The 12,146-nt window shown below is 61.8% G+C and carries 16 protein-coding genes; 14 read left to right on the top strand and 2 right to left on the bottom strand.

The window, feature by feature from the left end:
• Positions 1–2 precede the first annotated feature (2 nt).
• The 4 genes from efp (at position 3) to H7C18_RS06440 (ending at position 3,480) form a co-directional block, all read left to right on the top strand.
• On the top strand, positions 3–560 hold the full coding sequence (efp, locus tag H7C18_RS06455) for an elongation factor P (protein ID WP_185128194.1): 558 nt from the start codon (positions 3–5) through the stop codon (positions 558–560).
• 669 nt (positions 561–1,229) lie between these two features.
• Positions 1,230–2,483, top strand: a complete 1,254-nt coding sequence (locus H7C18_RS06450) for an aspartate kinase (protein ID WP_185128230.1) — start codon at positions 1,230–1,232, stop codon at positions 2,481–2,483.
• 237 nt (positions 2,484–2,720) lie between these two features.
• The gene (locus H7C18_RS06445; protein ID WP_185128193.1) at positions 2,721–3,059 is read left to right on the top strand and encodes an RCC1 domain-containing protein; all 339 of its coding nucleotides are present in this window, start codon (positions 2,721–2,723) and stop codon (positions 3,057–3,059) included.
• Between the two features lie 121 nt (positions 3,060–3,180).
• The gene (locus H7C18_RS06440; RefSeq protein WP_185128192.1) at positions 3,181–3,480 is read left to right on the top strand and encodes a hypothetical protein; all 300 of its coding nucleotides are present in this window, start codon (positions 3,181–3,183) and stop codon (positions 3,478–3,480) included.
• Between the two features lie 52 nt (positions 3,481–3,532).
• Here the strand turns inward: H7C18_RS06440 and H7C18_RS06435 are convergent, their stop codons facing one another.
• Together H7C18_RS06435 and comA are read right to left on the bottom strand one after the other, a co-directional pair.
• Complete coding sequence (locus H7C18_RS06435; RefSeq protein ID WP_185128191.1) at positions 3,533–3,991, bottom strand: DUF441 domain-containing protein; 459 nt, start codon at positions 3,989–3,991, stop codon at positions 3,533–3,535.
• Between the two features lie 128 nt (positions 3,992–4,119).
• Positions 4,120–4,941 (bottom strand): phosphosulfolactate synthase, encoded by an 822-nt coding sequence (gene comA, locus H7C18_RS06430; RefSeq protein ID WP_185128190.1) that lies wholly within the window; start codon positions 4,939–4,941, stop codon positions 4,120–4,122.
• Between the two features lie 248 nt (positions 4,942–5,189).
• On the opposite strand from comA, the gene H7C18_RS06425 reads away from it, so the two are divergent.
• From H7C18_RS06425 to accB, 10 genes are all read left to right on the top strand, one after another.
• Positions 5,190–5,453, top strand: a complete 264-nt coding sequence (locus tag H7C18_RS06425) for a YqhV family protein (RefSeq protein WP_420481841.1) — start codon at positions 5,190–5,192, stop codon at positions 5,451–5,453.
• Positions 5,454–5,554: 101 nt separating this feature from the next.
• Entirely contained in the window at positions 5,555–6,676 is a 1,122-nt protein-coding gene (gene spoIIIAA, locus H7C18_RS06420; RefSeq protein WP_185128189.1) for a stage III sporulation protein AA, read from the top strand.
• A complete protein-coding gene (spoIIIAB, locus tag H7C18_RS06415; RefSeq protein WP_185128188.1) occupies positions 6,669–7,187 on the top strand; it encodes a stage III sporulation protein SpoIIIAB in 519 nt (172 codons plus the stop codon). The genes spoIIIAA and spoIIIAB overlap by 8 nt, the downstream gene beginning before the upstream one ends.
• Positions 7,188–7,202: 15 nt before the next feature.
• Positions 7,203–7,406, top strand: coding sequence for a stage III sporulation protein AC (gene spoIIIAC, locus H7C18_RS06410; RefSeq protein ID WP_019007235.1), 204 nt, complete (start codon positions 7,203–7,205; stop codon positions 7,404–7,406).
• Positions 7,407–7,430: 24 nt separating this feature from the next.
• On the top strand, positions 7,431–7,820 hold the full coding sequence (gene spoIIIAD / locus H7C18_RS06405) for a stage III sporulation protein AD (protein WP_185128187.1): 390 nt from the start codon (positions 7,431–7,433) through the stop codon (positions 7,818–7,820).
• 40 nt (positions 7,821–7,860) lie between these two features.
• Complete coding sequence (gene spoIIIAE / locus H7C18_RS06400) at positions 7,861–9,147, top strand: stage III sporulation protein AE (RefSeq protein WP_185128186.1); 1,287 nt, start codon at positions 7,861–7,863, stop codon at positions 9,145–9,147.
• A 22-nt stretch (positions 9,148–9,169) separates the two neighbouring features.
• Positions 9,170–9,898, top strand: a complete 729-nt coding sequence (locus H7C18_RS06395; RefSeq protein WP_185128185.1) for a stage III sporulation protein AF — start codon at positions 9,170–9,172, stop codon at positions 9,896–9,898.
• 60 nt (positions 9,899–9,958) lie between these two features.
• The gene (gene spoIIIAG / locus H7C18_RS06390; protein ID WP_185128184.1) at positions 9,959–10,624 is read left to right on the top strand and encodes a stage III sporulation protein AG; all 666 of its coding nucleotides are present in this window, start codon (positions 9,959–9,961) and stop codon (positions 10,622–10,624) included.
• A 49-nt stretch (positions 10,625–10,673) separates the two neighbouring features.
• Positions 10,674–11,510 carry a SpoIIIAH-like family protein gene (locus H7C18_RS06385; RefSeq protein WP_185128183.1) on the top strand — a complete coding sequence of 279 codons (837 nt, stop codon included), beginning with the start codon at positions 10,674–10,676 and terminating at the stop codon, positions 11,508–11,510.
• 146 nt (positions 11,511–11,656) lie between these two features.
• Entirely contained in the window at positions 11,657–12,136 is a 480-nt protein-coding gene (gene accB, locus H7C18_RS06380) for an acetyl-CoA carboxylase biotin carboxyl carrier protein (RefSeq protein WP_185128182.1), read from the top strand.
• The last annotated feature ends 10 nt before the right edge of the window (positions 12,137–12,146 follow it).

The raw sequence follows: 12,146 nt of genomic DNA, 5'->3' as shown, positions 1-12,146 counted from the left end.
CAGTGATTTCCGTTAACGATCTGAAGACAGGCCTTACCATCGAAGTGGACGGAGACCTTTGCTCCGTCGTCGACTTCCAGCACGTCAAGCCGGGCAAAGGCGCCGCGTTCGTGCGCACGAAGATGAAGAACCTGCGCAACGGCAACGTCGTCGAGAAGACGTTCCGCGCCGGCGAGAACGTCGTCCGCGCCCATGTCGAGAACCGCGCGGTGCAATACCTGTATAACTCCGGTACCGAGTATACGTTCATGGACAACGAAACGTACGACCAGTTCAACCTGGACAAGAAGCAGCTGGAATGGGAGATCAACTTCCTGACCGAGAACATGACGGTCAACATCGCCAGCTACCAAGGCGAGATCATCGGCATCAACCTGCCGAACAGCGTCGACCTGAAGGTAGTCGAGACCGAGCCGGGCATCAAGGGCAACACCGCGACAGGCGCGACCAAGAGCGCCAAGCTGGAGACCGGCCTGAGCGTCCAGGTGCCGCTCTTCATCAACGAAGGCGACGTGCTGACGATCGATACCCGCGAAGGCAAATACGTCTCGCGCGCATAAGCTGATCTTTCGTAAATCCTTGCCCGCCACGCCGCCAGCCGGCTCGGGCAAGGATTTTTTTTGGCGTCCGGCGCCGCGCTAAGTTCACCGCGTGAACATACAGCTAGCCGTATGGCGCCATGCGCCTCGCTAAGTTCACCGCGTGAACATACAGCTAGCCGTATGGCGCCCTGCGCCGCGCTAAGTTCACCGCGTGAACATACAGCTGGCCCAATGGCGCCCTGAATCGCGCAAAGTTCACCGCGTGAACATACAGCTAGCCGCATGGCGAACTGCGCCGCGTTAAGTTCACCGCGTGAACATACAGCTAGCCGTATGGCGCCCTGCGCCGAGCTAAGTTCACCGCGTGAACATACAGCTAGCCATATGGCGCCCTGCGCCGAGCTAAGTTCACCGCGTGAACATCCAGCTAGCCGTATGGCGCCCTGCGCCGAGCTAAGTTCATCGCGTGAACATCCAGCTAGCCATATGGCGCCTTGAGTCGCGCTAAGTTCACCGCATGAACATCCAGCCGGCCCAATGGCGCTCTGAATCGCGCTTAGTTCACCCGATGAACATAAACCCCGCTATCTAGCGCGTTCGCCGGCTTTTTTATTGTACCGGGGCCCAAGCTCTTATGCTATAATATAGTGCTGTATGCAGAAGCAACATCGGGGAGTGAATGCGAAGTTGTCTTTATACGTCATGAAATTCGGCGGCAGTTCCGTCGGAACGACGGAACGGATGCAACGGGTCGCGCAGCGGATCGTCGACAAGAAGCTGCAGGGACACCAGGTCGTCGTCGTCGTATCCGCCATGGGGGACACCACCGACGATCTGATCGATAAGTCTTCGGAATTGAACGCCCAGCCTCCCGCAAGGGAGATGGATATGCTGCTCACGACAGGCGAGCAAATCTCGACCGCGCTGCTGGCCATGGCCATTCACAAGCTCGGGCACGCGGCCCGGTCGTTTACCGGCTGGCAGGCCGGCATCGAGACGGAGGCCGTCCACGGCAAGGCGCGGATCACGAACATCGAGCCGAAGCGCCTGCTCTCCGCGCTGGGCCGCGGCGAGATCGTCATCGTCGCCGGCTTCCAGGGGATGACGGAGGACGGCGAGATCACTACGCTCGGCCGGGGCGGTTCGGACACGACCGCGGTCGCTCTGGCTGCGGCGGTTCAAGCCGACGCCTGCGAGATTTATACGGACGTGGACGGAGTCTATTCGACCGACCCGCGCGTCGTCAAGTGCGCGCGCAAGCTGGACGTCATCTCCTATGACGAGATGCTGGAGCTCGCCCATCTCGGAGCGGCCGTGCTCCATCCGCGTGCGGTCGAGTACGCGAAGCATCACCGGGTACGGCTGGTGGTGCGCTCAAGCTTTACGCAGAACGAAGGAACGCTCGTGAGGGAGGAACCGGCAATGGAACAAGGCGTCGTCGTCAGCGGCATCGCATTCGATAAGAACGTGGCCAGAATCAGCATTCTCGGAGTGGAGGACGTGCCGGGCGTGCTGGCGAACGTGTTCGGCGCTTTGGCCGATGCCGGCATCGACGTGGATATCATCGTTCAGAGCGGCGTTCAGAACGGGAAAGCCGACTTCTCGTTTACCGTCTCGTCGGCGGACCGCGAGCGCGCGCTCGCGGTCATCGCGAACGTCCGCGAAGCGGTGCCTTACCGCGAATCGACTTACGAGGAAGGACTTGTGAAGGTGTCGATCGTTGGCGCCGGCATGGTGTCCAATCCGGGCGTCGCCGCCAAGATGTTCGACGTCATGTCGAAAGCCGGCGTCAGCATCAAGATGGTCAGCACGTCGGAGATCAAATGCTCGTGCGTCATCGCGTCCGAACCGCTTCAGGAAGTCGTCCGCGCCCTTCATACGGCCTATGGACTCGACACGGCCGAATCGGCCTTCGTCGGCGGACCGCAGGAGCGGCGCTGACCGATTCCGCCGTCCGCACCTCATCGATTGCTCAAAACCGCAAGAGAGCTGCCTCGGATCTTCCGGACCGAAGGCAGCTCTCTTTTTGCGTTTGATCGGCCGCGGGAACGGAGGATGCCTTAAGATTCGCTAAAGCGGCTGCTCTCTAGCGACTTTTCCCAGTCGCAGCCGTTCATCATGCGGAACCTGTGAGGCCGGTTAATAGAAGGAGGATTTTATGAAAAAAAGAGATTCGTCTTGATTCCTCCGCTCGCTTGCGTGACGGCAGCGCCGTTTCTGCTGCTGCCGGCCGCCGCCGCTGCCGGGACTGCCGGCGGCATCTCTTTGTTCGCGGAGCAAACGCTTATCAAATCGGATGGCACGAATGATTACACGGGACAGGCCTCGCCGTGGGACGCAGCTTTGGCCAAGCGGGTGCAGGGCCTATCGAACATTCGCGCCGTTTCGGCCAACGACACGAGGAATCTGGCGATCGACGGCGAGTCCCGTCTCTGGTTCTGGGGCTCGACGGTCACGGGGTATTCCGATAGGACCGAGACACACGAACAGCCGGCGCCCGTCCTGCTCGCCGGATAGCGGAACGTGAAAGAGGCGTATACCGTCGAGAGGTCCGTCATTGCGCTCACGATGGAAGGCAATGTGTACGAAATATCGGTCGAGCGGGCATCGATGCCATCCAATGCCGGGAAGAAGCTGCTTGCGACCGATGTCGACGAGCTTCGGCCGGATGTCCGCCACGTCATTATGCATAAGAAGGACGGAACTTTGCTCGGCTGGGGCGTCAACAAAAAACGCGGAGCTGGGCAGCGGGGACTACGACTTCGACCATGTAACGCCCGTTCCGGTGCAAGCGCCGATCGAAGTCGTTCTGAACGGAGAATCGATGCCGCTGAACAACGGCGTCATCGCCCGTTCCGGTCAGGCATTTCTTCCGCTTCGCTCCATCTTCGGAAGCTGGGAGCGAGCATCGCTTGGGACGAAGCGAACAAGACGGTAACGGTCGAGCGGCCGCTTCCGGATCCTCATCGCGATGTCCTGAGGAGCCGCCGTTATTTTCCCGCCAACATCTGCGCCAGCTTCAGGATCAAGGCGGTAATTCCGGCCGCCATCAGCGGGCCGACGGGAATGCCCCGCAGCGTCACGATGCCGATGATCGAGCCGATGACGAGCCCGACGATGAGCTGGGGATCGAACTTCAGCATCTCCAGTCCTTTCGCGTTCATATAAGTGGCGACCGCGCCGCCCATCAGGGCGACCCAGCCTGTCCAGCTCGTAAACGCGTTAATCACGTCTTTCACCTGCACTCTGCCCGAAGCGAACGGCACGAGCACGGCCAAGGTCAGGAACAGCAGTCCGATCTCCAGCCCTCTCCGCTCGATGGAAGGCAAGAAGCGCTCCAGGTGGATCAGTTTGACGATGAGCAGCACGCAGGCCGCGGTCGTGATGATCGGCGAGCGTCCCAGCATGCCGATGAGGATCAACGCGACAAGCACGAATTCTCCGTTCATGTATCGTCTGCGCCTCCAAGCGTTAGCGCCGCGTCCGGCAAAAAGTCGAAGACAGGCCTTCATGTAGAACATATGGAACAAGCCCCCCGCTTAGAACCGTCGGGGGGCTTGTTTTCGTACGGCGCCGGTCAGATCTCGTAATCGATGACGCACCGGTGAAGCGCGAACGTGTCCGACCGAAGGCCTCTGCGCATCGTCTCCAGCGCCATCGCTTCCGATGGCGGAACGTTGCCCAGGTTCACGTCGGCCCCGGCGCGCATGAGCAAGGCGACCTGCTGGTTTTTGTGCGGCGCTTCCCACAAGACCCGGCTCGGATCGGGCAGCAGGCGAAGCAGTTCATCCAGTTCTTCTTCGCGACAATTCCCGTTCTCGTCGTACAGGCCGACCCCGACCCCCGATTCGCGCGCCTCGACCGTCACCATTTCCGCGCCGCAGCCGCAATCTTCCTCGACCGTCCGGCATAGATCGTCCGCGTCGATGCGCGATCCGGGCGTCTTTTTCCCGTACTCCGTGAACACCCGAAGGCCGAGCCGCCCCGCTTGGCGAATCAAACGATCTCTGGTCCCGCGATCCAGATCGATCGTTCCGTCCGACACTTCCACGGCGTCGAAGCCGATTTCCTGCGCCATGTCGAAAAACCCTTTCTCCGCCCGATGCCGAATCGCCGCTTCCAGCAACGTGCCCCCGGGAAAAGTGGCGATGCCGTATCGGCGGGCGGCGGCGATCTTCTCCCGGAGCAGGGGAAGCGGATGAAGGGGCGCGGTGCCGAAACCGAATTTGACCAGATCGATGTAATCGCCGGCCAGGGTGAGCAGATCGGCGAAAGCGGCCGGTCCCATTCCTTTGTCGATGACCATGGTCAGGCCGGTCGTTCGAGGTTTGGCCGACCGGCGTTCGCTCGGATCCGTCAGCACCGCGGGCCAGGTCGACTCCCCGATTTTCGTATCCATGCTCAACTCTCCTTGCGTAAGGTTGAATTTACCGCCGCAGGCGCCGGTAAGGTTTGCAAAAGCAATATATGCTTCCAGGCTTAGGCCGGTGCCCGAGAACGGCGGGCAATATTTCGGGCGCCCTTTCTTCTATACGAATCTACTTTTTCGGCGCGACAAGGAAGATCCGCATGGAAAAAGGCAAGTTGGCGTTCCGGCCGGCATAGAGTAGAAACACGGACAAACTTTGATTGAAAGGGGAAGGCAGGGTGGATAAACACGTATTCAGCATGGCGCTGCTGAGGATCGTCTCCGGAAGCCTCGAACTGACGGCCGCGCTCGTCATGCTGAAGCTGAACGAGGTGCAAAAGGCGCTCGCGGTCAATTCCATGCTGGCGCTTGTCGGGCCGATCGTATTGCTCACGACAACGGCGATCGGCCTGGTCGGCTTGTCGGACAAGCTGTCTCCCATGCGCCTGATACTGGTGACCGTGGGCGTATCGTGCCTGCTGATCGGAATCCTGAAGAAATAGAGTCGCTCGCCTGCAGTGTAAGCCAAGCAGTCATAAACGGGTCGTCCAAGCATACATATGAATCAGTAATGGACATACGACTCGGGAAAGGGGGAATCCCGATGCCGCCGCTTCAGTTCGATTGGCTGCCGCATTCTATAAGGCTCATTCTGGCCAAGCTTCCGCCCGCCGTCCTGGACGAGCTGGAAGAGATTCGCATTCGCGAGAATCGTCCGCTGGAAGTCGGGTACGGCAGCCGGTTCGCGTTCGTCGGACCGGACGGAACGCTCTCGGCCGATCACCACCCGGGATATCGGCCGAGCCGGGACGATTGCAGGGCGCTGCTTGAGAAATTAACGGACTATTCTCTGTACGCGGTGGAAGAGGAGCTCAGGCGCGGTTTCGTCACCGTTGCCGGGGGTCATCGGATCGGACTGGCCGGCCGGACCGTCCTCGAGGGCGGTTCCGTCCGGCATCTGCGCGACATCGCCGGCTTTAACGTGCGGATCGCCCGCGCCAGGGCGGGATGCGCCGCCAGACTTCTGCCGGAACTGTTGGACTTGACCTCACGGACGGTTCGCCACACGCTGCTCGTCTCCGCGCCGCAACAAGGTAAGACGACGATGCTGCGCGACTTGGCCCGGGCGGTCAGCGCCGGGGAATGGAACCATCCGGCGGCGCGGAACTGGAGCGGCCGCAAAGTCGGCATCGTCGACGAGAGGTCGGAGATCGCCGCCTGCGAGCGCGGGGTTCCTTCATTTGACCTCGGCCCGCGCAGCGACGTGTTGGACGCCTGCCCGAAGGCGGAGGGAATGATGATGCTCATCCGCTCGATGTCGCCGGAAGTTCTCGTAGTCGACGAGATCGGCCGGACGGAGGACGCGGAGGCGCTGCGGGAAGCGCTGCACGCCGGGGTGCGCGTGCTGGCGACCGCCCATGCGGCCGACTTGTCCGACGTCTTCAGAAGGCCGGTGCTTGCTTCGCTCGCCCGGGAAGGAATGTTCGGCGCTTACGCCGTGCTTTCCCGAAGCGGAGGACGAGTCGTCCACCGGGTCTATGCGCCGGACGAGGCGGAGCAGGAAGCGGGACGAGGCGCGCGCCGATCATGGGCGGCGCCGCGGGATGCCCCGGCGCCGGCGCGGCCGCCGGATGCCGGCCGGGAGCCGGCCCTGCTGCAGAGACCGCTTCCGCCGATCCGCTCGCCGGATCGTACCGGCGATGGCGGAGGCTCTCATGATGCTTAAGCTGATCGGAGCCGCGCTCGTGCTGTTCGCCGGCACGATGATCGGGTTCGTGCAAGCGGCGAGATTCGCCGAACGGCCCCGCCAAATCCGGCACCTGCTGCATGCGCTCCAGCGCCTCGAGACGGAGATCGGCTACGGCCAGACGCCTCTGCCCGACGCTCTCCGGCGGATGGCGCTCGTCCTGCCCCCGCCGCTGTCCGGCATGTTCGCGGATATCGCGGGCGAGCTCCGGTCGGAGCGGGGAGGCACGGTAAGCGAAAGCTGGGAGCGGGTTCTCTCGGACAATTGGAGCTCGACGTCCATGCGGGCCGGGGAGAAGGAAGCGATGCTGCGGCTCGGCGCTTCCCTCGGCGGCAGCGGCAAGGAGGACCAGCTCAAGCACGTGCGCCTGGCCATGCTCCAGCTGCAGGACGAAGAATCCGCCGCCCGAGAGGAGCAGCAAAGGTATGAGAAGTTAAGCCGGAGCCTGGGGGTGCTGGGGGCGGCCCTGGTCGTCATCCTGATGTTGTAGTAGGGGGCCGAATCGATGAATATCGACGTCAGCACGATTTTCCAGATCGCCGGCATCGGCATTATCGTCGCCATGATCCATACGGTTCTGAAGCAGATGGGCAAAGAGGATATGGCGCATTGGGTTACCGTCATCGGATTCGTCGTCGTGCTGTTTATGGTCGTCAGGCTGCTGAACGACCTGTTTCAGGAGATCAAAACGATCTTCTTGTTCCAGTAACGTATCGGACGGCAGGTGAGAGCGGTGGAAATCTTGCAGATCGTCGGCATCGGGCTGCTCGCAACCGTGCTCATCCTCGTCGTGCGGGAGCAGAAGCCGATCTTCGCGTTTCTGATCTCCGCGTTCGTCGGCATCGCCATCTTCCTGGCGATGATCGGCAAGATCGACAGCGTCGTCTCGGTTCTGGAAGATTTGGCCGACCGCTCGGGCATCCCTTCAGTGTACCTGAAGACCATGCTCAAGATCATCGGCATCGCCTACATCGCCGAGTTCGGCGCCCAGATCGTGCGGGATTCGGGGATGGAGAGCGTCGCTTCCAAAATCGAGTTTGCGGGCAAAATGCTCATTCTCGTCATGTCGGTTCCGATCATCAGCGTCATGATCGAGACGGTGCTGGGCCTGCTGCCGTCCTGACAGCCGCAGCTTCGCCGCAACGGGAGGAGGAACGCTAGGCATGAGCCCCCTGCTACCGCTTAAACGCAAACCCGGGCTGCTTCCGCTCGTGCTGCTGTTCTCCGCCTGGCTGCTGTCGCTGCTGCCGCTGTCGGCGTGGGCCTCCGGCGCGGATTCGTCAGGCACGGAAGGAACGGCGGCGGCGCAGGTCCAATCGGCGGCGCCGGCGTCCTCCGGAACGGACGGAGAATCCGTCGCCGGCGATCTCGCCCGCCAGCAGGCGAGCGAAGTGGACCTCGGTCCGATCGAGAAGTTCTGGGATCAGCTTCGAGGGGAATACGGCGGCTACTTTCCCGAAGGCAAGGCACCGTCCCTGAAACAGCTCATGTTCCCGAGCGGGCAGCCTTGGGATGCGGGACAGGCGGTCGTCGGACTGGCGCGATTCTTTCTCCACGAAGTGCTGTACAGCGGCAAATTGATCATCACGATCGTGCTTCTGGCGATTTTTACGATGATCCTGGAAACGATGCAGAACGCTTTCGAGCGCAACGCGGTCAGCAAGGTCGCCTACGCGATCGCCTACATGGTGCTGCTGATCATCGCCGTCAACAGCTTCCGGTCCGCCACCCAGTACGCGGGAGACGCCATCGGCAACATGGTGCAGTTCATGCTCGCGATGGTGCCCCTGCTGCTGACCCTGCTGGCCAGCACGGGCGGCGTGACGACGGTTGCGGTGCTGCATCCGCTCATCGTGTTCATGATTCACACGGTCGGCACGCTCATTCACCTGTTCGTGTTCCCGATGCTGTTCTTCTCGGCGGTGCTTCATCTGGTCAGCAGCATTTCGGACCGCTACAAGGTCACCCAGCTGGCCAATCTCCTGCGAAGCATCGGCGTCGGACTGCTCGGAGTCTTGCTGACGATCTTCCTCGGGGTGCTGTCGATCCAAGGCGCCACGAGCGCGGTGTCGGACGGAATCGCGCTCAAGACGGCCAAGTTCGTCACCGGCAACTTCGTTCCGGTCGTCGGCCGCATGTTCTCGGACGCGGCGGATACCGTCCTGTCGGCAAGCTTGCTCGTCAAAAACGCGGTCGGACTGGCCGGGGTCGTCATTCTGCTGTTCCTATGCGCCTTTCCCGCCGTGAAAATTCTGACGCTGGCGCTCATCTACAACCTGTCGGCCGCGGTGCTGCAGCCGCTCGGAGATACGCCGATCGTGCAGTGCCTGCAGACGATCGGAAAGACGATGATCTACGTTTTCGCGGCGCTGGCGTCGGTCGGCCTGATGTTTTTCCTGGCCGTAACGATCATTCTGACCGCCGGCAACGCATCGGTGATGATGCGGTGACGGCCGGAAGGAGGCAAGAGGCATGGCGTCACTGTCGGGTTGGCTGCAGCAGATCGTTGCCGTCGTGCTTCTAGCCTCGCTCGTCGATCTGCTGCTGCCCAACCGCACGATGCAGCGGTATGTGCGGCTCGTCGCCGGCCTGCTCGTGCTGATGACGGTATCGACGCCGCTGCTGCACTGGTTCAAGCAGGATTTCGGCAGCGAGCTGTCGAGGGAGCTCGGTTCGATTCGGCTGAGCCCGACGACGGATCCGGCCGAGCTCGGGAAGATCCGCGACGATGCGTCCAAGCTGAGCGCGTCCCGCGACCGGCAAGCGGCGCAGCTCGCCTCGAGCGAATTGGCCGCGCAGATCGAAACCGCCGTGGACCGATCCGGCGTCGGCGAAGTCCGCAAGGTGGACGTGCAGACGGACGACGAGCCGGGAGGCGGCCGGGAAGTAACGGCCGTGACGGTGTGGCTCGCCGATAGCGGCCGCGTGCCGGATCAATCCGCCGGCCGCACGGACGTCTCGGACGAGATCGAACCGGTCGCCCCCGTCGAGATCGACATCGACGGCGAGACGGATGCCCCGTCCGCCGCTCCCGGAGAAGGCGCGGCGGGCGAATCCGAAGCCGTTCCGGCGGGCGCGGCGCCGGCGGATGAGACCGTCAGTTCCCGGGTGGCAACGCTTGTATCGTCCCAATTCGGCGTCGCGGCGGACCGCGTCCGGGTCGTCCGGGAGGCGGACGGGGCCGAAGCAGGCAAGTATTGACCGTTATCCGGGATCGGAGCGGGGAAGGCGAGGCGTCCGACTTGAAGGAGGAGGAGAAGCATGGCCAAATGGCTGGAACAGTTGGAATCGTTCATCGGGGGAGGGCCGGGCGGACCGAGGCGCGTCAAGGCGTTCCGCTGGCTGGTGCTGATCGGTTTGATCGGAGCGGCCCTGCTGCTTATCGCTTCCTTTCTTCATTTCAAGCCGGTCGATCCTTCGCAAGATCCCGGGCTGTCTCCTCCGGGCGACTCGGACGCTCCCCGTCAGCAGCAGCAACAGCAGGCGGCATTCTTGAACGGCAGCGACGACGCGGATAAAGATCCGTTCTCCGACATCGAGAACGAGCTCGACGACCGGTTGAAGCAGATGCTGGAGAACATCGTCGGCGTCGGCACGGTGGACGTGATGGTGACGGTCGATTCGACCGAGGAGACCGTCGTGCAGCTGAATCAGCAGCAGACGCAACAACTGACGGACGAGACGGACAAAAACGGGGCCAAGCGGCATATCACAAGCGTCGACAAGAACGGCCAGGTTGCATTATACGAAGTCAACGGGGGGCAATCGCCGATCGTCGTCAAAAAGCTGAAACCGCAAGTCCGCGGCGTGCTCGTCGTCGCGAAGGGAGCGGAGAACGCGACGGTGCACCTGCTCATCGCCGATGCGATCTCCAAAGGACTCGACGTTCCGATTCACCGGATCTCCGTCGTTCCCCGCAAGCAATAGCGTTTCTGAAAAGGAAGAACACCAACTCGATTCGGGAGGTTATGCGTTTATGAACAACAGAAGGCAAACGATTTGGCTGGTATCGATGCTCAGCCTCATGGTCATTCTCTCCGCTTACTACCTGTTCACGGAGGACGCTTCTCCGGTCGGACAGACGGCCGATCAGGCAAGCGGGTATACGCAGGACGCCGGCCCGACCGACGGAAGCGTGCAAATCACGCAAGTGGACGGCACCGACGGCACCGATGGCACCGACGGTACAGACGGCTCCGGAACGGCGACGGACGGCCAAACGGAGAGCGAAGGCGCGGACGCATCCGCTCTTCCTCCGGATGGGACGGCGAAGGATACGACGGGCAGCCAGACGGATGCGGCGGGAGACGGGCAAGACCATGAGGACGCGGCGGCGTCTCCCGACGCTTCGGCGCAGGCGACGGACGGCAAGGATCAGCAGCAAGCGTCCGGCGACTCTCAGTCCGGCGCGTCGGACGAAGCGGTCATCTCGAACATGAACAACCAGACGGGCCGCGCCTACTTCGACAACATCGAGCTGCAGCGCCGGACTTCTGTCTCCGAACAAGAAGAGAAGCTGAACAAGATTATCGCCGACAACACGAACAATTCGCAGAGCGACACGGCTTCCGCGATCGAAGAGCTGCACCGGCTCGACGCGACGGAAGAGAGAATCTCCAGCCTCGAAGAGAAGCTGCTGACGAGCTACGACAACGCCGTCGTCGAGCAGGACAACGACAGCGGCAACTTCAAAGTCGTCGTTCAGGCCGACAAGCTCGACAAGAGCCAGGCGGTCGGCATCGTAGAGACGGCGATGAAAGAGCTGCAAGTCACGCCGGACCGGGTAACCGTCGAATACATTGCGAATCCGTAATCCGGTTTCGCGGCGAAGCCCGGCCTCGGCCGGGCTCTTTCCATTTTAATCGAGTATGATATAATAACTCTGTTATACGTACCTGCAAGAACCCTATGGATAACCGACGAGGGGAATCCCCAAGCCAAGGAGTGTCCGACGAAAACATGTTCAAATTAAGCGAAATCAAAGAACTGATCAAATTAGTGGACCAGACGTCCGTTCAGGAACTGGAGATCGAAAGCGAAGGCGCCCGGCTGGCCATTCGCAAGCCCGGCCGGACGGAAGTCGTCAACGTTCAGACGGCTCCGGTCGCGCCATCCTATGTGCCCGTTCCTTCCGCCGCGGCCGTTACGGCTCCTTCGGAAGCGGAGGCAGCGCCCGCACCGTCCGCCCGCGCGGCAGGCCTGCATTCGATCGTCTCCCCGATGGTCGGCACGTTCTACCGCGCCCCTTCTCCGGACGCGCCGTCGTTCGTGAACACGGGCGACCGGGTGACGGAGAAGACCGTCGTCTGCATCCTCGAAGCAATGAAGCTGATGAATCCGCTGGAAGCGGAAGTGAAGGGCGAAATCGTCGAGATTCTGGTCGAGAACGGCCAATTGGTCGAATTCGGCCAGCCGCTGTTCCTCGTCAAACCGGAATAACGATCCTTTT

It is taken from the genome of Cohnella zeiphila (assembly GCF_014212055.1).
GTDB classification, from domain to species: domain Bacteria; phylum Bacillota; class Bacilli; order Paenibacillales; family Paenibacillaceae; genus Cohnella; species Cohnella zeiphila.
The sequence above is the reverse complement of the archived record's forward strand: the minus strand, read 5'-3'. Positions and strand labels throughout refer to the sequence as shown.